Annotated in this window: 18 protein-coding genes; 11 read left to right on the top strand and 7 right to left on the bottom strand. The window is 47.2% G+C overall.

All coding sequences use genetic code 11. From position 1 onward, the window contains the following. Positions 1 to 3 precede the first annotated feature (3 nt). The 5 genes from ACJJIJ_RS08015 to ACJJIJ_RS07995 all read left to right on the top strand — a co-directional run bounded on the left by ACJJIJ_RS08015 (position 4) and on the right by ACJJIJ_RS07995 (position 9,940). Complete coding sequence (locus ACJJIJ_RS08015) at positions 4 to 2,298, top strand: class I SAM-dependent methyltransferase (RefSeq protein ID WP_444939211.1); 2,295 nt, start codon at positions 4 to 6, stop codon at positions 2,296 to 2,298. Next, positions 2,288 to 3,394, top strand: coding sequence for a Gfo/Idh/MocA family oxidoreductase (locus ACJJIJ_RS08010; protein ID WP_444939210.1), 1,107 nt, complete (start codon positions 2,288 to 2,290; stop codon positions 3,392 to 3,394). The genes ACJJIJ_RS08015 and ACJJIJ_RS08010 overlap by 11 nt, the downstream gene beginning before the upstream one ends. A 67-nt stretch (positions 3,395 to 3,461) precedes the next feature. Further along, a complete protein-coding gene (locus tag ACJJIJ_RS08005) occupies positions 3,462 to 4,349 on the top strand; it encodes an ABC transporter ATP-binding protein (protein ID WP_444939209.1) in 888 nt (295 codons plus the stop codon). Continuing rightward, on the top strand, positions 4,346 to 7,756 hold the full coding sequence (locus ACJJIJ_RS08000) for an ABC transporter permease (protein WP_444939208.1): 3,411 nt from the start codon (positions 4,346 to 4,348) through the stop codon (positions 7,754 to 7,756). Before ACJJIJ_RS08005 ends, ACJJIJ_RS08000 begins: the two co-directional genes overlap by 4 nt. Positions 7,757 to 7,795: 39 nt before the next feature. After that, positions 7,796 to 9,940, top strand: a complete 2,145-nt coding sequence (locus ACJJIJ_RS07995; protein ID WP_444939207.1) for a TonB-dependent receptor — start codon at positions 7,796 to 7,798, stop codon at positions 9,938 to 9,940. 89 nt (positions 9,941 to 10,029) lie between these two features. Here ACJJIJ_RS07995 and ACJJIJ_RS07990 read toward each other — a convergent pair whose 3' ends face one another. The 5 genes from ACJJIJ_RS07990 to ACJJIJ_RS07970 all read right to left on the bottom strand — a co-directional run bounded on the left by ACJJIJ_RS07990 (position 10,030) and on the right by ACJJIJ_RS07970 (position 14,786). Further along, positions 10,030 to 10,713, bottom strand: coding sequence for a VOC family protein (locus ACJJIJ_RS07990; RefSeq protein WP_444939206.1), 684 nt, complete (start codon positions 10,711 to 10,713; stop codon positions 10,030 to 10,032). A gap of 294 nt (positions 10,714 to 11,007) precedes the next feature. Beyond that, the gene (locus ACJJIJ_RS07985) at positions 11,008 to 11,619 is read right to left on the bottom strand and encodes a hypothetical protein (protein ID WP_444939205.1); all 612 of its coding nucleotides are present in this window, start codon (positions 11,617 to 11,619) and stop codon (positions 11,008 to 11,010) included. Positions 11,620 to 11,938: 319 nt separating this feature from the next. Further along, entirely contained in the window at positions 11,939 to 13,237 is a 1,299-nt protein-coding gene (locus ACJJIJ_RS07980) for a type II toxin-antitoxin system HipA family toxin (RefSeq protein WP_444939204.1), read from the bottom strand. Next, positions 13,231 to 13,587 carry a helix-turn-helix transcriptional regulator gene (locus ACJJIJ_RS07975; RefSeq protein ID WP_444939203.1) on the bottom strand — a complete coding sequence of 119 codons (357 nt, stop codon included), beginning with the start codon at positions 13,585 to 13,587 and terminating at the stop codon, positions 13,231 to 13,233. Before ACJJIJ_RS07975 ends, ACJJIJ_RS07980 begins: the two co-directional genes overlap by 7 nt. Positions 13,588 to 14,267: 680 nt before the next feature. After that, positions 14,268 to 14,786, bottom strand: a complete 519-nt coding sequence (locus ACJJIJ_RS07970; protein WP_444939202.1) for a MerR family transcriptional regulator — start codon at positions 14,784 to 14,786, stop codon at positions 14,268 to 14,270. Between the two features lie 147 nt (positions 14,787 to 14,933). On the opposite strand from ACJJIJ_RS07970, the gene ACJJIJ_RS07965 reads away from it, so the two are divergent. From ACJJIJ_RS07965 to ACJJIJ_RS07945, 5 genes are all read left to right on the top strand, one after another. Further along, entirely contained in the window at positions 14,934 to 16,043 is a 1,110-nt protein-coding gene (locus ACJJIJ_RS07965; protein ID WP_444939201.1) for an LLM class flavin-dependent oxidoreductase, read from the top strand. A gap of 213 nt (positions 16,044 to 16,256) precedes the next feature. Next, complete coding sequence (locus ACJJIJ_RS07960; RefSeq protein WP_444939200.1) at positions 16,257 to 16,721, top strand: GNAT family N-acetyltransferase; 465 nt, start codon at positions 16,257 to 16,259, stop codon at positions 16,719 to 16,721. 255 nt (positions 16,722 to 16,976) lie between these two features. Next, positions 16,977 to 17,822 (top strand): MerR family transcriptional regulator, encoded by an 846-nt coding sequence (locus ACJJIJ_RS07955; protein WP_444939199.1) that lies wholly within the window; start codon positions 16,977 to 16,979, stop codon positions 17,820 to 17,822. A gap of 150 nt (positions 17,823 to 17,972) precedes the next feature. Further along, positions 17,973 to 18,470, top strand: a complete 498-nt coding sequence (locus tag ACJJIJ_RS07950) for an SRPBCC family protein (RefSeq protein ID WP_444939198.1) — start codon at positions 17,973 to 17,975, stop codon at positions 18,468 to 18,470. Positions 18,471 to 18,563: 93 nt separating this feature from the next. Further along, complete coding sequence (locus tag ACJJIJ_RS07945) at positions 18,564 to 19,568, top strand: hypothetical protein (protein ID WP_444939197.1); 1,005 nt, start codon at positions 18,564 to 18,566, stop codon at positions 19,566 to 19,568. A gap of 220 nt (positions 19,569 to 19,788) precedes the next feature. On the opposite strand, the gene ACJJIJ_RS07940 is transcribed toward ACJJIJ_RS07945, so the two are convergent. Both ACJJIJ_RS07940 and ACJJIJ_RS07935 read right to left on the bottom strand, forming a co-directional pair. Further along, positions 19,789 to 20,073: a Dps family protein gene (locus tag ACJJIJ_RS07940; protein WP_444939196.1), complete on the bottom strand. Its 285-nt coding sequence runs from the start codon at positions 20,071 to 20,073 to the stop codon at positions 19,789 to 19,791. A gap of 66 nt (positions 20,074 to 20,139) precedes the next feature. Further along, on the bottom strand, positions 20,140 to 21,393 hold the full coding sequence (locus ACJJIJ_RS07935) for a tyrosine-type recombinase/integrase (protein WP_444939195.1): 1,254 nt from the start codon (positions 21,391 to 21,393) through the stop codon (positions 20,140 to 20,142). 688 nt (positions 21,394 to 22,081) lie between these two features. Between ACJJIJ_RS07935 and ACJJIJ_RS07930 the strand changes: the two genes are divergently transcribed. Continuing rightward, on the top strand, positions 22,082 to 22,855 hold the full coding sequence (locus tag ACJJIJ_RS07930) for a tyrosine-type recombinase/integrase (RefSeq protein ID WP_444939194.1): 774 nt from the start codon (positions 22,082 to 22,084) through the stop codon (positions 22,853 to 22,855). Positions 22,856 to 22,885: the final 30 nt, after the last annotated feature.

Raw genomic sequence — 22,885 nt, 5'->3', positions numbered from 1 at the left:
GTGATGAAAATCGAAGTAACAACAGCAGAAATCTTAAGCGGATTAGAGCAGTTGGGAGAAGTGCCTGCATTATCCCTTGATGGCCATGAGTTGAGTGGCAACCAGGTACTGGCCTGGACAAAATCCGTGGCAGAAAACCTGGGTGAGCAGCTGGATATCTTGCAAGGTAAAGTACTGCTGTTGCCTTCCAATAGCTGCGAAGAAGCAGTTCGACTGCTTTTGCACTTGGTGGCGCTAAGGTTGGGGATCGGGTTTGAAACTGAAGCCCAGACTAATGCAGAGAGTGAGCCCCTGGCAATTAAAGTACAAACCCCAGATTTATTGAAAATTGATCTAGAAGAACTTTCCCTGTTGTTAACAGACAAGGGGCTGATAGAGGCTGACACCACTGAAGCAAATTTCACACTTTATAAATCCCAACAAGAGTCGCTAAGGGCTCTTCAGGGCTTGGTAGGGGTATTTTCCCCTCTGAATAAGTTTGCTCGATTTGCCATTTTTGCGGCATGGAGTAGTAGGCTTTCTGTCGATTTACAGTCGCCGGAAATCAATCCCGCAAAAGCACTGGTCGTTTTGGAGCGCTCGGGGTTTAGCGGAGTAATGCTGCCGGCAACTTTATTAAAGGGATTGGTCGCACATCCCGCAATTGCCCTGACAAACCTGAAAAACCTGCAATGTCTGCTCTATGAAACTGAAGTATTACTGGCACAACCCCTATTGCAGAATGCTCGGCGCCTTTTAGCCAGTGAGATAGCTGGTTGGGTCTGTAGCGAGACAGATATAAAACCTGTTGCAAAGGCGGAGCAGGCGTTAACCCAAAAGCTTGAGGCCATCACTGAGAGCGTTGCGAAACACCCCGCCGTCACCAACTCTTTCACTGTGCCCCTAACCGGGGGCGACCGCTGGGCTGTGTTTGCACAAGCTAAGGTACAGGAGAAGATACAGGGCAAGCCTGGCATGCCCGATATGGCTGGGTTATTTGAAGGGATCAATACCGAGCTGGATACAGAATTTGCCCATATTGACTTGGAACATGCGGTAAAGGTTACCGAACAGCTTAACGCTACCGCTTTGCTCTCCATGTTGAATGCTTTTAGTCACCTGGGACTGTTTTGTGATCAGTACTCAGTACACAGTTTGGTAGAGCTACTCGAAACCCCACCGGTTGCTCAACAGCACCGAGCCTTGATTAAACGTTGGGTTAGGGTTTTGCAGGAGCAACAGTTACTTAGTGCTGACGGTGACAGCTGGCGTGTCGAGGTTGATCCAGATAGCTACAGTGATACCGCTCTTGCCCAGGCCTGGGGTCAATTGGAACAGGATTGGCGAGCACTTTCTGGAGCGAGCAAAACGATCGATTACGCCCGCGCTAATGCGGAGCAATTATCAGATCTGATTCGAGGCAAAGTCCAGGCTGTGCACTTGTTGTTCCCCCGTGGTAGCACTGAGTTGGCGAGTGCGCTCTACCGGGAGGGTATCGCTGCCAGGTACCAACAGCGTGCAGTCAGCGCTTTATTGAAGTCCATTTTAAATAACTGGGAAGGGCAACCACAGCCCCTGAAAATTTTAGAGGTTGGTGCAGGCACTGGCGCGACAACCCAGGCTCTCTTGCCCGTGTTGGACGATGCCAGTGGCCATATTCAGTTTGATTACCAGTTCACGGATATCTCTGTGGCTTTTCTCGACAGCTTTTTCGCACAGCATGGTGATCAGGAGCAACGCCCCTGGTTGCGCCGTGGTTTGTTTGATATTGATCGTTCGTTGCGCAGCCAGGGATTTTCTCCCAATAGCTTCGACGTAATTATTGCCGGTGGTGTTTTTAATGCCGCCCATAACACAGATGCCTCCCTGCGAAGAGTGGCTGAGTTATTGCGCCCGGGAGGTTGGTTCATTATGACCGAGCCAACCAGTGAGGAGTTCTGGGTAATGGCTTCACAGGCATTTATGTTGGTTGATGCCGTCGACGAACGTACGGATTCCGGTGCAACATTTCTGTCACTTTCCCAGTGGCACAATGCCCTGGAGGCTGCCGGATTAGAGTTGGCTATGGATTTGCCTGTCTCTGAACACCCCCTATCCAGACAGGGGCATCGCTTCTTTGCCTGTAGAGCCAAACAAAATCAAATGCGCCTAACGGCAGATTGCCTGGCCGAATATATCGATCATTTTGATTCAGAAATCTTTATCCAGGTTTTGGACCAACTGCCTTTGACGCTTGAGGGGCAGGTAGACAACGCCCAGTTGCAGGAATGGGCCCAGTTCATGGACAGTCATCAGGGAGATTCGTCCTATGGGAATTGACAAGCGCAAGCGGGTTGTCGTTGCAGGGACAGGCTTTGGCCGTATTTATCTCGAAGCCCTGACTTCCTCCAGATTACCCGATCGGGATTATTTTGAATTGGCCGGTTTATTGGCTCGGGGTAGTGATTATTCCAGAAGTTGTGCCGAACAATATGGGGTGCCGCTTTATACCGAGGCTGAGCAAATTCCCGATGACATCGACATAGTGTGTGTTGTTGTTCGTTCTGGGGCAACGGGGGGCGAGGGTTCTGAATTGGCCCAATCGCTACTCAAGCGGGGTATTCATGTATTGCAGGAGCACCCGGTCCACGCCAAGGAAATTACTGCAAACCTGCTGGCTGCAAAGCAGGGAAATGCGGCTTACGCGGTTAATACGCTATATCCGAATTTGCGTCCCACCAGGCAATTTTTGGCGGCGGCCAAATATTTGCGCCGGCACCAGAGCCTGGAGATGGTCGATGCTATCTGCAACAGCCAGATGGCCTATCCGCTGCTGGATGTAATTGGCCGCGCGGTAGGCGGCCTTCGCCCCTGGTCTTTTAGCGAGCCGGTGCAAGCGGAAGGGCACCCTTTTCAGAGTTTATCGGCCACTCTTGGTGGAGTGCCCTTGACGTTGCGCATACAAAATCAGGTGCACCCACAAGACCCGGACAATCACTCCCTGTTACTGCATCGACTTGCCATAGGTAGTGAGGGGGGTGTCCTAACCCTGGCCGATACCCACGGCCCCGTGCTGTGGAATCCAAGGCTGCATTCACCACGGGATCAAACAGGCAGGCTGATACTTAGCGGTGAGGGTACCGAGCGATTGGCGGTTCCCAGCATGGTAACCCTGGGTGATTCGGACATGCGCAGTTACCACGATATTTTTGCCCTCACTTGGCCTGAGGCCGTTATCCAGGCTCTGCATTCCCTTTGCGCTGATATCGCGCAACCTGAAAAACGCAGGCAAAGCGGCCAGTGGGCTTTGAGTGTGTCGATGGCATGGAGTGATTTAACTGCGCGTATCGGTATGCCGGCATTAATCCAGCCCGGGGAACCGGAACCAGTATCAGTGCAGGCACTTACCGATATTGTTCGCCAGGCTTGCGACTAGAAGAAAACGCGTTCAGTACAAAAAGCGATTACGGAATTTTTACTTATAAACGGGGTTAGGAGGAGAGATGCAAAAGCAATCAGGGTTGATCGTTGAAGGGCTCTTTAAGACTTATAAAAACGGGGTGAAAGCGCTAAACGGTGTTGATTTAGAAGTTGGCCCCGGAATGTATGGGTTGCTCGGGCCGAATGGCGCCGGGAAAAGTAGTTTGATGCGCACTTTGGCAACCCTACAAACGCCAGATAGTGGCCGGATTATTCTCGATGGTGTGGATGTTCTGGCAGACCCGGATTTTATGCGCAGTAAATTGGGTTATTTGCCGCAACATATTGGCGCATACCCCGGAATTGCCGCGCGGGCATTATTGGATCGGTTTGCCTGGCTTAAAGGTTTCACCCAAACGAGTGCACGGCGTCACGAAGTGGACAGGCTTTTGGAGCAGGTCAATTTGGCCGATGTGGCCGATCGAGCTGTATCAACTTATTCCGGCGGCATGCTGCGCCGCTTTGGTATTGCCATTGCACTTATCGGTGAGCCGCGCCTAATTATTGTCGACGAACCCACAGCAGGCCTGGACCCCGCTGAGCGCAATCGCTTTCACTGTGTTTTGGCGGATGTCGCGGCGGATGCCATTGTATTGCTCTCCACCCATATCGTTGAAGATATCGAAAACCTGTGTCAGCGCCTGGCGATACTGGCCTCAGGGCGCATCGTCGTTGAGGGGACAGCCCCGGAAGTGACTGCTCCCCATAGAGACAAGATGTGGCAAGCACTGATTCCTCGCGGTGAGCAGTTACCGGAATCCCTGCACAATATCGCCAAGCCCGATGGCACCCAGGTAATCGTACACGGTGATAAACCCGAAGACCCTCGCTTTACGGCCCATTCCCCGCGCCTGGAAGATATCTATCACCTGGCGATTGAGCAGGTAAAAGACCAGCGGGAGGCAGTATGAATAAGCTGGCGCTTATTGCCCACGAGGCAAAGCTGGAGATAAGGGCCGGTTTTAGTAGCGGTATTGTGGCATTGGCCTTTTGGGGGCTGGTGATCTACCTGCTTTTGAATTTGGTAAACGCAGACTATATGCAAAAAATGGGGGCTACGGATATCCCCCGGAACTCGCCATCGCTCATTTACCTGATGGGTGCTGGGTGTATGTTCTTCCAGTTTTTTGCCTGGGCCTGGGTATTCTCACAACCGATTCTGCGCGATCGCAAAGCCAGTTTGCACGAAGTCATTTATACAACCCCGAATTCCCTGAGCGTAATGCTTTGGGGACGGTTTATCGGTGCAGCGGTGATTGGGGCCGTATTAAGTGCATCGGCATTGGTGGGCTTTTTATTCTCGCCGGTATTGGTTTGGATGGGCTTATTGCCTGAAGCGGCGATTGGCCCAGCCCCCTGGAAAGCCCTCGGCTTTGCATGGATCTGGCTACAGATTCCTGCCAGTGTCGGTATCGGTGCTCTGTATTTTATTATGACGCTGCGCACTCGAAGCCTGGCGGGTCCCTTTGGGCTCGCTGCGGCTTTGATGATGCTATGGATGTTTGCTGTAATCGTGCTTCAGGGTGCAAGCATTAATCCGCAGCTGGCTGCGGTCATGGACCCTTCGCTGTTTACTTTTGTTTATACGGAAGTCACCTCCTGGACACCTTTGCAAAAATCCTCTTCTTTATTGCCCTTTACCCTGGGCTCGGTATTAAACCGGATTTTTTGGTGTCTTTTACCGCTGCTTGCTTTAGCTGTCTACTTGAAATACCTGAGAAGGGAGTCCCTGATTCTGGAAGGCGCGGCCAAATCTTCTCGTGCTAAAACCAGGAAAATGACAGCTGCCAGTGAAGTAGTAGATCTCTCTCCCTCTAAGCCCGATAGCGCATCGCTTGGGCGCAGCCTGCGTCAATTAATGCTGGAAGCCCGTTGGAGGCTGCTCCATGTATGGGGTAGTCGGGCCTGGTGGGTTGGTGTGGCAATACTCGTTGTGATGGGGGTCGTCAGCTCTTTTACCCAAATTATCTGGCATGCGGAAGGGCCTATGGCACCGCGTTTGGAAATGCTGTTGCCGCTCCTCAAGGATGTTATTTTCCTTGTGATTGCATTTGTGATCGCGGCGCTGACTGGCTTGGTATGCCGCAGGGATCAGGTGCCAGGGTTTGAGGATATGCTGGCTGCTACTCCAGCGCCGGATTATATGCGCCTGTTTGGTGTCGCTCTTACCGTATTTGCTATGACGGTGCTGTTGGCACTGCTACCGGGGTTATCGGGCAGCTTTGCCGTGCTTCTTTCTGCTCCGGCCTCTGTCGATATAGGCCAGGCATTTACTTACCAGTTGTTGATAGTGACAGCACCATTATTGGAGTTGTCGATGATGGTGCTCCTGGTGCATGCGCTATTCCGCCATGCGGGCTTTGCTTATTCCATGTCAATGTTCGTGACCTTTATTTTGGTACTGAATCATGAATTGGAGCTGGTGCATTATCCTCCTTATGAAGTAGGTATCACTGCACATATTCAACTGTCGGCCCTCAGTGGTTGGGAACCATGGATCGGCTATTTGTTAGCCCTGGATGGATTCAAAGTTGCACTCGCCGTATTGATGGTCGGCCTGGCTGCTCTATGGATTCCAAGGGGATTAGATAGCCGCATGTCCCGGGGTTTTGCCCTTATACGCTCTCGCCTAATAGCTCCTCAGGGTGCCTTGGTGGCTTGTTCCGCTCTATTTCTTCTCGGTCTGGGTACTGTACTGGAAGACAAGTTGGTAGTGCAGGGAGGTTATCAATCACCGGAGCAACTGAAGCGGGAAGATGCAGCCTGGGAAGCATACTGGTTGCCGAAAGCTAGTGAGTTTGAAGTATCTGGCGGTGATCTGAAAATCAGTATCAACCCGGATAATCAGACAGTGGAAGCTGAGTGGCAATTGCTCCAAGTCCAGGTTGATGGACAGGGCCTGCATTTTGAATTGCCTCAGGGATTTGTCCTGGTGAACGCTTTAGTGGATGGGCGTGAAGTAACGGCTGAACAACGCTACGACCATATGTCCTTGCCAATTTCAGGCTGCCCTGAGCTAGGTTGTAATATCAAACTATCGTGGCAACTGACTGCTCCCGGCTGGTCAGCTGAGGGGGAGCCCTCGGGGCTGACACCCAGCGGAGTCTGGTTACAAGCCAGTGATATTATTCCGCGTCTAGGCATTGATCCCGAGCGTATTTTGCGGGTGCCAGCAGAGCGCGAAGCTCTGGATTTAAGCCGTGAGTTCATCCTGCCAACCGCACAGTTTGCCACACCCCTTGAAGGCGCAGCCCCTTCGGGAGATTGGCGCTGGCAAGTTCGTATTAAAAGCGCTGACAAGCCTGTGTTCAGCGAGCAGGGGAGTACTAATGGTCCCTTGGATTTCGCCATTCAATGGGCACCTGATAAGGAACTTGCAGTATTCGATGGTTTTGAAATTCCCCATGATTCCAACCGCTCTAATATGGTCTCCGCCATTGCAAAAGATGTGGGCCAGATGCAGGCCTGCGTTAATGATCGGCTGGGTACGGATATCGAAATTAAGCGGATTGCCCAGTGGCCGAGAGGACTCGGCGAGACTCGGGCCAGCGGTACCTTACTGCAATTATCCGAAGGTCCTCACTGGGATATTGCCGATGAGGGCACAGGACGTTGGCTGAGGCGTGTTGATATTGCCCGTGCCTTGGCCCGTCAGCATCTAGTTGCCAAGTCGGATTTACGACGTATTGCTGGTTCTGCATGGTTAAGCGATGGAGTTTCGGGAGCGATAGGCCTGTTGTGTGTTGCAGAAATTGACGGTATCGAAGTGCTCGATGACGTTCTGGTTCGCTATTCCGACAAAACGACTAGAGATTTGGCAGGCAGCGAAATACCTGTTGAACGTTTAAGCACAGCGCCGATTTCTGGTTGGGCTCGCTACTACGCACCGGTGGCCGCACTGGATTGGACACTTCATCAAACTCCGGAATCCCTGTCCGCATTACTTGATGATATACAGCAGCAGAAAAATATCGAGAGTGTGTTAAACGCCTATGTGGGCGTGACACGCACACAAAATATGCTCGGGGCTCCTCTTTCATCAGCTTTAACGGTCGAATATTTGGAAACAGGCCAGATACGCCTGGATGGGCAGCGTTGGCGCTGGGAGAAAGGCGGGTGGCAGCAGGTTACCGAAACTGCCAGTTACCGTTTGTTAGCCGATATCAACGAGCTGGATGCAAAGGTCATCAACGGAAATGCACTGATCGATCGTTTGCCTTCCGAAAAAGTATTGGCGCTAGATATCTGGCCATCATATCAGCGGGACCCTGCACAGAATTTACTGGCTGAGAGTTTTGAAGTATCGAATAACGATTAATAACCTATCTAACTTAATTAAGAGAAGGAAAATTAATAAATGCTCAGCTTAATTCGAGATAAAAAAGAAATCAGCAAACAAATTTCATTGCTGTCCGCAACCTTAATGTACATTTCCGGGGCTTGCTCTGCTGCGGAGAATACAGATAAGGAAAGCGCCTCAAACAATGTAATGGAAGTTGTTGAAGTCACCGCACGACATACGAAAGAGAAAGCCAAGGATGTTCCTTTCAGCTTAAGTGTGGTCGGTGAAGAGGAACTGAAAAACAGGTTGCTGCTCAATGTCGAGGATGCCTTGCGCGGTGCTCCTGGGGTGGATGTCTACTCCTCCAGTGGCGCAGTGGATGCAAATATCCGCATCCGTGGTGTTGGTTCACTCAACCAGGTAAACAAAGACGATGGCTCCGTCGTGGTTAATATTGATGGGGTATCTATGCCAGCAGGGAATGTATCCGTCGGGACCCTGGATATTGAACGCCTGGAAATTTTAAAAGGCCCGCAAGGGACTTTGTTTGGGCGTAACAGTGAAGCTGGAGCGATCAATATTACCACTCAGAAACCGACTGAAGAGTTTGAAGCTTATGGGCGTATTGAGCTGGGTGCAGACAACCAGAGCCTCTATGAAACTGTAATCAGCGGCCCATTTTCTGAATCACTCCGTGGTCGCTTGGCAGTGCGCCATACCAGTGAGGATCACTGGGTTGAAAATACCACTAACGGTGAGCCAATGACCGAGCCTGAAGACCTGGCTTTTCGGGGGAGCTTGTTATGGGATTTGGGCCCGGAGACCTCTGCTTTATTTATCGCAGAGAGGCAGCACCAGGACGGCTTCCTGAACTTGCAGTTGTTGCAACCTTTTGGCGATGATCCGAGCAGTGAACATACCTTGGGGGCATTTGACGATAACGAGAAAACAGTTGAGCGTTTTTCCACGGAAATCAATCATCAACTGGGTAATAGTCAATTGACTTCAATCACCGCATTGGTCAATACAGATTTTAGTTACCTAACCGGATTTGATCAGGAGACAGCCGCCGCTGTTTTTAATTTCCCTGTGGAGTATCTTCGTGGCGACAGCCAGGATGAACAAACTATCAGCCAGGATCTGCGCCTGTCCTCACTGCCTGATGCATCTACTTTCTGGGTAGTTGGGCTTAACTTGCAAGATGGTGAAAGAAGCTTCGATTCGATTGATTTGGTGTCCTACGCCAACCAATACCGGGATTATGAAACTGATAGCCAGGCTATTTATGGTGAGACTACGGTTCCTTTAACTGAAAACATAAAATTTACTGCTGGACTGCGCTACACCCAAGAGAGTAAGGACTACGCCGGTGAGTACGCCAGCTATGGCACGGATGGGAATTTTTATGTCACCCAAGATCAAAGAAGTTTGGATGATAATTATACAACTGGGCGCTTGGCTCTCAGCTACTCCCTGACTGAGTACACTAACCTATACACAATGGCCGCACGAGGCCATAAATCCGGTGGCTTCAATGACTTTGCGTTACAGTCCGCTGATAGCGTGGCGTACAAGCCGGCAACCGTTGATAGTATCGAAGTTGGTTTCAAGAGAGAGTCAGACAGCTTGAATATCAGCGGTGCGATATTCTTTAACTCTGTGGAAGACGATCATTTGCTCGGCTTTGATTTCGCTTCCTACTCATCGGCTGCGGTGAATGCGGATACGGAAACCTTTGGCGCTGAGTTTGAAGCCGATTGGTTTATTACTGAGAGATTCAGTATTGCCGGAGGCTTGAGCTTCCTCGATACGGAAATTACCAAAGATGTGTACGGTGTTTCCGGTGGTGATGTTATGGCGGGTAATGAAGTACCTGATGTACCCAGCTGGAGTGCAAGTTTGGCATTGAACTACTATCAGCCGTTACCAGACTTTATGGGTTTAAGTGCACCAGCTCTTAATACCAACTTGACTGTTCGCCACGTGGATGAGCGTCCGGCAGATGCGCAAAATCATTTTAACCTGGATGCTTATAGTAAAGTAGATCTGCGTGTAGCCTTGCAAACTGACTCGATGGAACTCTACCTGTTTGCCGATAATCTGCTGGATGAGCAGTATCAGTTATATGGCTACACTAATGCGATATTTGCCCCTGATGCCAGAATAGGCGCACCGTCAAAAGGGCGTCGTGCGGGAATTGGAGCACTTTATCGTCTGTAATGAGGTTACGACAGCTTAGTTAATAGCTGTTTTGTATAGCTCGATGGTTAATGGATCAATCTCTTTACAAGATTGATCCATTAATTTGTTCAATTTACAGGGGTTATTTTACTTCCATGCAATAGAGTTGGGTCTAAATATTCGTTCAGGCCACTAACTTCTATGCCTGTAACTTTGGTTGTGGGACCGGGTTTTATATTAAATATGGAATCTTGATGGGTTAAACGTTGCACAGGTTTCCAGTCCTGCTCACTGACTTCCATATGCACTTTACTCAGACCAGTAGCACCATTTTTATGGTTTGTTTTTTGGGGGTATTGAGGTGGGTTGTACGGGCTCACTAAGAATGGCAGCCGCTCAGAGCGAGGATAGACAAAGCGGAAACTGGTTTTTTCTCCGTTTGGCTTGGTGCGTTGCCAGGGAATTACTCGCCCGGTTTGAACCCCTTCACGGTTCATTGCCGAAAGATCATTATCGAAATCGTCACTGACTAAGGCAACATCACAAAAACCTTCCCCTTCTTGTGACCAACGTATCATCCTACGTCCCGCGCCTCGGCCGGCAAAGATATCAATAAGCCATTTGAAATAGTGGGCATTGGATGGAGATGTCAATAATTCAATAATAGCCCCTTCACTAAACCAAATATGGGCGTGCTGGGCGTTCTTTTCTTTTGTGGCGTAATCCACGGAAAAACCGAGCTGACGGAAATCTTGTACAGCTTGATGAATATCCTTCACCCAGAGTAAAACGTGGCTACAGCGTGTTCTCATAAGAGTGCCTTTTGTCTAAAAATAGTGTTGTTTGTTTGGTTTTTATTTTTGAGGCGGCAGTTGTTGGTTAAAAGTTTTTTTTGTGGTTGATTTAACCATACCAGAAATTACGATAAGGGTAATTTAACTTTTGCCGTAATTTTAATAGTTATGAAAGTAATAAAATCTACTTGGTGATTCTTTTAGGGACTGAATAGGCCGCTAAACAGTGTAGGGGGCAACGGTTTGTACTGCGAATCGGGTATCTATTTCTAAAAAATACAAAAGCTTGATGCGACTTGAATCGAACAGAAATTACTCTGAAACCTCAGGCTTCATCCCCACACAATATTTGGCAGGAACTTCATCTAAGCTAAATGCCTTCATAAGCTGTCTGCTTGCTCCCACATAGGACTCCGCCGTTGCACCTGACCAGTAACCCGTATCACAACTCAGGGAAACACAATCGCCTCCAAAAGTTACAAAAGACTTATCCCGTACAATCTTGCATGTGCATATGGCTTTAAGTGGATTCATCGGGTCGACAATGCAGGGTTGATCCAGGCAATCAGTCCACGGTTTACCTTCAGGGCAGGAAAGTACAGGCTTGGTGGGAGCCTGCGCGAAAGAAAATGTCGATAAGGCTTTTTTGACGTCGTTTGAGTCAGTCACAGGAGCCCGGGTTTTACATTCAGAAAACCCGAAGTTCAACCCCTTATTAACGTCACATCGGCAAATTGCATTTGAATCTGGATTGCTGGGGTCTGGAATGCATGGGGCAGATGTGCATAGAACATACTCATTATTACAAATGATACCCTTACTATTCTTGACTGATTTATGGCCATCCTCTTCTGCTGCCGTTTTAACTCCCATAAAAGCAAGGACAATCAAAATTATTGTGAATAGATGTGACTGTTTCATCATGAGCAGCTCTTTTATACTTTAATCGCCAAAATAGAATGAAAGCTGATATTTCCCAGATGAAGACGATTGAAGTGTCGTTTTTTTAGATTGGACCTGACTTCATCCCGCTCGATACCTCATAGACTGTTAGCTCGTGTACGGTGCCTCCTTTCTATTCGACAGTGTATCTTTGCAGTTAAAAGATACACTGGGGCCGCCGTGGGAGTATGGTTGGGAGGCTGAAGGTTTTAGCGGTAAAATTTAGGATCGAGCCCTGGCTCCATCCTTGGGGCCACAAAAGAAGTGGGTAGCGGCTAGGTCAATGACACATAGATAAAATTCAAGTTAGCTTGCGGTGGTTTTGGCCAATTTCAATAGTCCACCTTTCAGAGACACCGGAGGCTTCAGCGAACTGCTCCCAATTTGCTACCGCACTTGCGACCTGATCAATTATCTCCATTGGGCGCTTAATACTGATGGATTCACCAATAGTTATTAAGTCATCTAAAGTGAAGTGATCACGCTTTCCATTAATACTCATCTGGTGTTGACTTGTCCAAGCTCCGCCCGGATTGTGGGCATAAGTCAGGTCAAAGGCCGGTGAAAGAGACCATTCTCCGGCTGGGTCCATAAGAAATGCAATATTCTTTGTATGATCATCTTGATTCCTGGCCAATACGTTGAAGACCATACGGCGATATTGCTGAACGGCTTCATTTTTAGGCAGATATAGTTCACGCATTATGCTGAATACTTGCTCATAGGAGTGGGCGCCTGCCATGTTGAAATCCAAGTGCGCAATACCACATAGAGACTGCATATGAAGCTTTTGCCCGTTTACCCGATCAAAGCGCCGCGTCATAAAATGCGCTCGGCCATTTTCCTCCAGTAGCCTGCACTCCGCCATATTGATACCCGCTTCGCGAGCCATATGATAATAGGCGTATTCAACCCGCCCATAGCCATCACTTGCCCTGAGTTCAAGATCTCCCGCGCCGTCAAATTTTAGAAGCCAGTAGTCATAGCCTTTAGGGGCGGGGACCTGACCAGAGCGAATATCCCCCATAGCATTCATGGCAATAATTGCTTTTGCACGGGCGCCTCCCGCACTGGTTCCTACGCGCAATATGTCCAGCAAGGAGCCTGATTTTTCAGTATCACTATGTCCAAATTGCGTGTTGAGATCTGTCTGCCTATTGGTAATTGCGGCAGCTAGTTTGACTAATTCCTCAACGTTCAGGTCGACAGAATCTTTGAAGGTGCCGTCCACCGCCGGTTGAAATTCAAGCGCTCCCATGCCACGAGTACCGGTGTAACAGAGTCGCTCGATAGGGTTGAAGCTCTCTGGAGTTCGCCCTTGGCGTGCGAGCCAGGCATCAATCACCGCATTGCCGAATTTATCAGGTAGGCAATCGGCGAGGAGTCCCGGTAATCCTTTAAATGTTTCCCGACTGAGGCCGCGAAATGTATATGGCTCATGTGAAGCTTCAATGGGCATGGTTATCGGAGCTATATCCAGCCCCCGACGCAAGAACTCTGGCGCATACTCGAATGAACCATAGCCACTGTCATCCCAGTGGACAGCGCCTACCAATTCGCCCCACAAGTGAACTGTTGCGGCATTTGTCTGGTTTACCATTCCGGCTTGCTCCTTTTTTTATTGTTGTTCAAGGGCAGGGTATCGCGCTGATTTTGTGAGCTTCGGCTGGCTCTCTGCCGCTGTTTGCCTTGAGTAGCAATTTGCATCGGACTTACTGCTAGTTCAGGTAAGAAGTTATCCAATGAATCAAGTTGGCGAAGTACTCTCAGCGCAGCAACAAGGCTATCAAGCCTGCCACGACCAGCCTCCAGCCCTTTAATGGTGGAGGTGGATAGGCCTGCACGCTCAGCCATGTCATCCTGGGTAAGGTTCATTCGTAAGCGGTACTTTTTTAGACGGTTGCCCAGCGTCTCAAGTATTTGCTTATCTGACTGACCGTGAAATCCCATAATAGTTGCCTTTCCACCCTTTGAGTAAGTTTTAGCATATTAGCGGGTGCTTTTTAAACTATTATAGTATGTATAGGTTAAAAGTGTTAATGGTTGGAAATGTAGCTATCAAGGCTTAATTTTATCGTTAACAGGTGTTATTCAGGCTGTAATCTGTATTAATTCTATTATCGATGGAGGCTCGCCTATACCGGAAACCCAACTTCTGCTGGCGATAAGAGAAACACCTGTTCTACATAAGATTTGATGCCATAAGCGGGCGACTACTTTCCCCGGGGATGAATAGGCTCCACTGCTGTTATTAGGTTTCTTGCCATTGCCAAATGGAAACAACTTAGGGGTTTCTATGGAGATTTACATTAGATACTGCCATGAACATTGGCTCGCAAATTAACTAGAAACAATTTGTTTCCTTGTATTGCTCTATGGGTAAATCAACAGTAGTTGACCGTTACAAAATTTATCCCTGTTAACTTTAAGTTAGGAGGAAGGTTTTTGTATACGCTCACCTATAGTTTGTCGAGTAATTGAAAGTTGATCTATAGGTATGGTTGGGAGTTCTTTAGATTCGGGAGGCGATGAAGCTTACATATTGATAATTAGCTAGCAGAGCGACGGCAAGAGAAAGTACATAGATTAACGACGGGGCAATGCCTTAAATCAACTGCTGTTGACGCTCTCTAGGCCTTAAAACCTCTTGTACTTTTTATTTCTTCAGGTTTCATACCTAGAGACTCAAGAAACCTTTGGTGTTGTTCAGGTTCCATTTCCTCAAACTTATGGTGCCAAGCGAGCATAGAGGCTTCATCAAACCCTGCCGCTCTCATTATTTCTACCCATCGGTTCTTAGTGACCATTTGATCTTTAAGCAAATTTGGCTCTTTTAATAGGGCGACGATCGCTCTCTGTTGTTCTTTAAGCTTGTGAATTTCGCTCTCCAATTGGTAGAAATGATCTTCCAGAATCCGAGACTGAGATGAACTGTTTTGGCCATCAAGTAATCGTTTTATATCGTTCAAGGATAGGCCGTAGGAACGATAGGCAACAATAGCTTCCAGCCTTCTAGTTTCATTTTTTCCATACCAGCGATAGCCGTTATCTGAGCGCCGTGTGGGCGCAAGTATTCCTTCTCGTTCATAGTAAAGGATCGTTGCTCTGGATATACCACAGTGCCTGGCCAGTTCCGTAACAGTTAGCATAAATGCTCCAGATAGGTAGGGTAGGTGATGATCAACCCTGAACCTGTAGACAGGTCAAGTCGGAAGGCGATACCTTGAATTGCTCTTATGGAAGTGTAAAGGAGATTTGAACGGCTCCGTAGTATCCCTTCTTTTGTGCTAATGAAAATGACACTTACCGTAGGTTTGTGTATATGGCGAATACATGGTCATTTATTTGCTGTTGACCCGTCTATAGATGCAGGGTTCAAAGTTCTGGGCTTTAGCAATCAGCGAGAGATGTTTTTGGTTATGGGTCACTCAATTAGCAATATTAAGAAGTCACTATTCTGGCTTTTGGACTATCATCCGGAGGTCGAAAAATATCCCAGTTTGTTGATGAAGCACTGCATAGAACATACGGTGCTGTCTGAAAGAGCTGGCTTCAATAGTGTTTGGTGTGCAGAGCATCACTTCCAGCATCTGGGACATATTCCCAACCCTGCTGTTTTCCTTTCAGCGCTTTCCCAACTGACTGAAAGGATACGCCTAGGTTCGGGAGTTTCTATCTTACCGCTAAGGAGTCCGATTCAGGTGGCAGAGGACTATGCCATGTTAGATATTTTGTCTGCAGGGCGCCTCAACATGGGAGTGGGTACAGGTGGGCAACTTCTGGAGTCGGACGGAATGGGGTATGACTTTTCAAGCCGAGGGGAGAGATTTAAGAATAACCTAGCTGAGATTCAAAAGCGCTGGAAGCTGGCTTTGGAGGGCCATAGAAGAGTTGAGTCCTTAAATATATCTCCTGTGCAAAAGCCTTCTCCCCCAATTTACATCGCGAGCAATAACCCCGAAAGTGCATATGAAATTGGAAGGTCGGGATATGGCCTGATAACAATTGTTGCGCCTTCAACCGAGAATATTGATGAAATCGCTGTGCGAATTGAGCGGCATCGTCAGGGATTGGCTGATGGCGGCTTTGGTAAGGACCATGCGGAAACTGTGGTTACCATCTTCTCCCAGGTGGGGGAATCGGAAAAGGACGTGAGGTATTCAGTAGAGCCTGCATTGGCCCGAGTGATTTCTTATCTTTCCGGTAACAAGGTCTCAGATGCTTCGGGGATATACAACTGTATGCGTGATAAGGGAACAGGGCTTTTTGGTACTCCAGCGGAAGTTCAACAAATGATTGCTCGTTATCAAGGTATTGGTGTTGAACATATGGCATTTATCAATCGATTTGGTGGTTTGGATTGGTCTGTTGCTTTACGTAGTCTCGAATATTTAGGAGACATGTAAGAGGCGATCTATAAGCACTGGGATCAAGGTCTCAATAAACCGGCCCCTGATTAAGGGGCTCACCCCTTCACTTAAGCGCTATTCAATAGAGAGATGTACGCTTTCCTTCCTACGCACTCAGCTTGCTGCCAGCCAATATTGCTGATAGATTCAAAATGTGATCACATTTTGGTTGGGCAAAAATGTAAATAAGTTAAAGGGAAGGGATAGTTTATGGTGAGTACGATTGTAAAGGCCGAGGCGAAGCAGAGTAGTGAGGTCGCAGGACTGGTAACAAAATTGCTACAAGCCCTTGTCGGTCATAAGCGCAACATCGATCCAGAGGTCATGGCAGTAACGGCTAAGAAGTTACTTTCACAAGATAATGGATTTCATGCTTTCCTATATTATGCCGATGGAGCTCCAGTGGGCGTTATTACCCTATCAAGGTCTGCCGCTATTTATGCCGGTGGCAACTACGGGGTAATCGAGGAGCTTTATGTTGAACCAGAGTTCCGTTCACAGTTTATTGGCAAGGCACTTTTGGATGAGGTGATCAGCTTTGCGAAGGAGGAGGGCTGGCCACGGTTGGAAGTTAGTACTCCGGAAAGAGAAAACTGGCAGCGAACAATTGATTTTTACCTCCGAGAAGGTTTCCTCGAAAACTCGGTCGGGGAGAGGTTGAAGCTGGAGCTGTAGGAAGCCAAATAGGGAAAATATGGGCCTACACCTTAAGGCTTAAATGGGAACGACCTTACTCTCGCTCCTTCATCAAGTAAAAAGAACATATAGGCGAGACTCCGCCTTCAAAGCTCTAAAGGTTATAACCAACTCCTTGGTTATAACTTTCTGTCTCTCAAGGGGATCTTTCTTATTTCTATCTGTTGACTCTCAAGTGGCTTGAGAGTCCATACTTCAACTCACGCGAAGAAGGGTGAACAGATAGGTGGAACTATGTTTAGGATCGGTGAGTTTTCAAAAATAGCCCAGACCGCTGTTTCACAATTACGGTATTACGATCAAATTGGTCTATTTCAGCCTGATCACACAGACGAGTCCACAGGGTATAGATACTACAGCACTAATCAGTTGCCTGAATTAAACCGTATTATCGCCTTGAAAGAGCTGGGAATTTCTCTTGAACAAATTAAGGTCATGGTTCTTCAGGACGTATCGGTGCAAGAAATCCAAGGTATGTTACTGCTGAGAAAAGCACAAATAGAGCAAACTGTTCAGGAACAAATTAATCACCTAAAGATCATTGAGGCACGCTTAAAAGAGGCTGAAAGGCCTGAGAGTTTGAATTTCGATGGAATTATTCTAAAAAGCATTGATGAGCAGCCTTTCTATTCTGTTAGAAAGATAATGCCAAACCTATTTGACACAATCCACTTGGTGACTGAGCTTAGGGAGCATGTGCCTGACGTGGTTGGGAAAGACGAACTTGGCCCTCTCACGATCATACTTCACGGTAATGCCTTTAGCATTGAAAACGTAGATATCGAAGTAGGGTTTCCGGTTAATAGGAGTATCGAAAGAACTCTACTGCTACCTGGAGGAAATGAAGTTAAAGGGCGGGTTCTCCAATCAGAGCAGAGTGTTATTTCTACAGTCAGGGTAGGAGCATTTGAAAACGGGTATGAGAAATATGCTCAGCTAGGTAGGTGGATAGAGAATAGTGATTTTCAAATATCAGGGCCTGCAAAAGAAATATTTATAAAGCCACCATCCCAAGGGGACCCTGAAAATTGCGTTTGTGAGATTCAATTTCCGGTAACAAGGCCAACCACTCCTGTTTGAATATGTAGGTAAAGTCCTATAAATATCGAACAGTAAAAAATATCAAAAACCAGAATTTTAAGGAATAGGCAATTAAGGCTTAGGGGTTCGTATATCTTAAAAACAGCATGCTGTATTTTCACGTCATAGTTTTTAATTCGGAGAGTACAAATGAAGATTGTCAATCAAATTAACATCAACACGTCTATTGATAAAATGTGGGAAATATTATCAGGTAATTTTAGCGAGATTAGTAGTTGGACCAGTGCCGTTGTTGTATCCACTGAAAATCCAGATTTACCGCAAGGTGGTGGTCGAAAGTGCGTACTGCCTGATGGGGCCATTTCCAGTGAAACATTAGTGAATGTGGATAGTGGTCAGCACACTTTTTCCTATGAGGTAAAGCTATCTAGTATGCCATTCTTTGTTAGATCCATGATTAATACTTGGAAAGTTGAACCGATTGCTGATGGGCAGTCACGAGTTAGCTTTGAAATTGGCGTAACTTTACTTCCTATATTTGCTCAGATTATGGGAGCACTAATGAAGAGGCAGTTTAACAAACTTGCCAAGGTTGTACTTGAAGAGTTGAAAGTCTTTTCAGAAACCGGAAAAGTCCATCCGCGAAAAGAAGAACAAATAAAGCTTAATATAGCTAAGGCCGCTTAGCAGTAATATTAACAAGCAACAATGATATCTCTTTGGGGGCTGAGTACCTATAGCCCCCAAATATTTCATGTTGTCTACCCTTAAGGTTTTTTAATGTCGTATTCAGTAGACTTAAGACGTGGAGAGGTGGCAATAGAGGGGGCACCTGAAATTCACTTAAACAATAAGAAGCTCAGTTACATACCTCAGCAATTTTTGCGATATTCCCATACAAGAGAAACTGTAGAGGAGTTGGTGTTAGATATTCACTATGATGAAAAATTCCCCGTGTTTGTCTGTGAAGACAGCTCTGGAATATATATTCAAGTCGGTGTGATTAGTTACGATAATTATATTCCACTACAACAGCAACCTTGCCAGAAGATTGTTTATGGTAGGAAGTGGCGGGTAGAACCTGAATTGCCAACTTCCGAAATCATCCAAACTGTGTTTTTGGCATTACAAAAGGCTCGTGAGCACGAAGTTCGAGAATTATTTAAGATCTCCATAGGGTCTTTGATTAGTGCGCCGTTCAGCTCTCATCAGGACTTGCCATTAATTTCAGAGCTTTCAGAAACCCTATTATCATCGAAAATCAATATAGATGCAGATAGTGTTGAGTGTGTCAAACATTGGTTTGATGGTGTTTCTTACGATAATGCAGTTTTTACGGGTGTGAAGTTAAATTCACTTAACAACGGTGGATATTTTATAGAGGCGTCTGTTAGTGAAGCTTCTATAGCAAGGTTGCCAGAACTACACGATCAGGCTATTGCATTTGTAGTGCCTAGCTTGGCGCAAAGTACGATTTATCATTGCTTAATGCAGGCTTTGATAAACTTAAGCAACCGTCACGTTGCTGAAAACTTCACCTATAAAGACTTTGCTTGCTTCAGTATGGAAGTCGATCTCATAGAAGTGGGGAAAACCTCTTTAGCTAGCCGAAATCCACCGGGAATAAAAAATAACAAACAATTTTTAAGGCGGCTGGATGTGGTCAATTCCAGGATAGACGCTAACAGAGTTCCTGTAATTTCACGGGGAGAGTTAGGTTTAAACCTTATTCGACAGTTACTATCATTCACTCCTTTGAATGGTTTTTTACCGAAAAGTTCTTGATAGGCCGTAAGACTCAGCCTCTACAAAGCATGAAGGGCTTTGTAGAGGCCTCTAAACCTAGAAGATATAAGCATGATCCGAGTCACTTCTCGATAAGAGCGATTGAATACTGCTCCATGCCAAAACAGGTGGATATGCTTAAAGACGATTACGGTTAGATGATGTACTTCAGGGAATTTGCAACAAATATTCAGTCTATCAATCTACTCGTAAGCTAAATCTAGTGATGAGTTAGTCCTTGCCCCCGACTAGCCTCAAACAAAAACCATGACCGCTTTTCCGCCTGATCAATATACTCTTCCAGCAAGCTTGCTGTAGCAATATCTCTGTGCTCATCACAAAGTTCGTGGACTTTACGCATACTTGCGATCATTTCCCGGTTGTCTTCGCCTAGCTCTAACAGCATATCTTGCGGATCTACATACTCGGCATCATTATCTGAAGATCGCTGTAGCTTAGCGATATGGCCAATGGAGCGAAGGGTAGTGCCTCCTAGTTTGCGCACGCGCTCCGCCGAAGTGGGGGCCGCTAAAAGGATTCCCGAGCCTCATTATGGGGCAGGGCGGTAGTATTACCGCTCCTCCTTTACCCGCTTACTTCGCCCACTTTCATGTCGCTCCCGCATGTCGGAATCAATATAGCGATCGGTCGTAGCCATACTTGCATGTCCCGCATCATCGCGCACATGCTCGCGGGGGCGGTACTTCACATCTTCAGAAATACCCGTATGGCGGAGCCAGTGCACAGTAGCAGCCTTAAGATCTTCAGCATCTTCCCCTAAGCCTTCTTCAGCCATCCGTTGGTGGGCAGCATCAAAGCAGCTTTGAACAATCAGGCGCACCTGTCGGGTACTGGTAACTGGTCCCTTGCCACGGGACTTGTGCACCAGAGGTGTCTGCTCATTGATGCTGGGCAGAGCAGGGAGCTGCAAATAATTTCTGTAGCGCTTCAAGGCCTTCAGCATTTGGTCGCAAACAGTGATTGCCCGGCCCTTGTTTCCTTTACCCGTAACGTGAAACCACCAGTTTCCGTCGCGATCTTTCTTAAAATCACCCATAACTGGCGCCGATCTTTCATCCGCAACTAACTCAGAGATTCGCAAATACATAGCGAATAGGGCGTTCATAATAAATAAAGTTCGCTCGTGATCAGTAGGTGATGTCTCGGCCATGATCTCAGCAGTTTCCAGAACATAGTCCCACTGCAAGTTGCTGATTCGACGTACAACCTGGCTTTGTTGCTCACGTCGAACAAACTTACTTTTCTGGCGAATCAGTGCCACAGGATTGGCTGGAACCAAGCCTTCTTGATAGAGAAAATCGAAGAAGGACGACAATGCAGTAAAGATGCACTTGATCGCTGCCTGGGATGGCCGAAACTCCTTGGGGGAAGCCGTCTTGCCAGCACGAAACTCAACTTTGGACACACTGACTACGAATGGCCGCCAATCGGCATTCACAACGCGCTCGCCATTTTGTGTTTTGAATCTGGCAACATTCTTAGTCCCGATCCAGGCAATTGGCGGCTCAATGCAAAACTGCACAAACTCCTCAATGTGTTCGCGCTTCAGAGTCATTATTGAAACTTCTTCAATGCGCCAAGCCCATTGCAGCAAGCGCTCAAGTTCACGGCGGTAGCTGTTAAACGTTGCCTGGCTGCCGTTGTAGCTGTAAAGAAACTTAAGCGTGAACTCCAGATCGGTATCAGCACCAGGAATCTGCTTGCTGAGATAACGGCTAGCTGAAAAGCTGGTGCAGCGGAATGGATTTTCAAGATTGCTCAGGTTGTCGATGATTGGTGCTGGTGGCCGGTTGGAAGCAGACATAGAAATATAGATTTGTTGTTAGAATGCGGCAAATTATACAGAAAAACAGGCATTTATAAAATATCCGATATTCACAAATATCGGAAATAACAGGGCCCTAGTTTGACCTACGTATCGGTTTTTGGACGTCCAACTAAAGTACTTAATTTTTGCCAACTAAAACACTTAATTTCCAACTAAAACACTTAATCGTGCATCCATCTACTCTAGTTCCGGCCGAGTAATCTTCATTTTGTGTACCTGTGTTCTAAGGTTCCACCGCTCCAAGGTTGCAGCGTTCCAAGGTTACAGCGTTCCAAGGTTACAGCGTTCCAGGTTTCCAGGTTTCCAGGTTTCCAGGTTTCCAGGTTTCCAGGTTTCCAGGTTTCCAGGTGTTTTCGCATACAATCATCGGAGCGCATCAAAGCCTTTTCCTAAGACCAAATTACTCACGCAACTCTGAAAAACATTTGGACAAGTGAGCCGAAAAGAACCGTGCTAATAGGTTTATAAGTGAATCTACCTATGAAATACACTGGCAACTTCATGTGGATGAAGCTGATCAAAAAAGCGCCTATAAGCTAAGTGCACTTATGGCTTTCGTTCGAATAGCCACTTATAGATCTAGCATTTAAGCTAGATACCCTGCCATAATCCGTTAAAATAACATTATTACGGATTATATTTCACCCCTATTTTGAGGTTTGTGATGGCTAAATCTGGTCAGGCCCGTGTACCGACGGCCGCCCAACAACGACACCTTTTCCTGGTTATCCAGGGTCATCGTCACCCTGAAAAGAACACGGCCATCATGCAAGTCAGCTTTAAGCTGGGACTGCGTGCCCAAGAGATTGCACTCCTACAAGTGAAGGAAGTTGCCAAACTTAATCCTATGGGCACCGAGTTCAAGCTGTTAGAAGTAATGAGCCTACCTGCTGCCTATACCAAGGGTGCCAATGCCATGAAGCGCTCCAAAAGCCATTACCAACGCAAAACGATCAGCTTCGATATTGATAGTTTTGATAAAGTTGTTAGACAAATTGAAGCGTTAGCTAAATCTGGTGCTGACGTCAATCCAGAGAATTTCTACCCTCCTGTTAAACAACATAGAGGAAAATCGCGAGATCTCCCCATGGTTGATCAGGGGCTCCGCGAAGCTCTGGGTCAGTACTTAAACTTACGGCTCGGCAAAGGGGAGAAGCTAACCCCCTCTTCCCCTCTATTTATTACTCAGAAGGGTGGTCCCTACTCTCCTAACACGTTACAGGAGCATATGGCATTGATGTTGCGTGATTGGGCCGGTGTAGAAAAGGCGAGCTCGCATAGCGGTCGTCGCTCATTGATCACGAACGTCATCCATAAGCAGAAAAAATCTGTAAAAATCGCCCAAAAGATTGCAGGCCATGTTAATCCATCGACTACTTTGATCTATGAGGAGCCGCCTGAAGAGATCATAGAAGATGCCTTAAAAGGTTTGGATTAACCACCTTTCGGCCAAAGCGATCTTGATGAA

The organism is Microbulbifer mixtoriginis (SeqCode) (assembly GCF_052467945.1).
The sequence above is the reverse complement of the archived record's forward strand: the minus strand, read 5'-3'. Positions and strand labels throughout refer to the sequence as shown.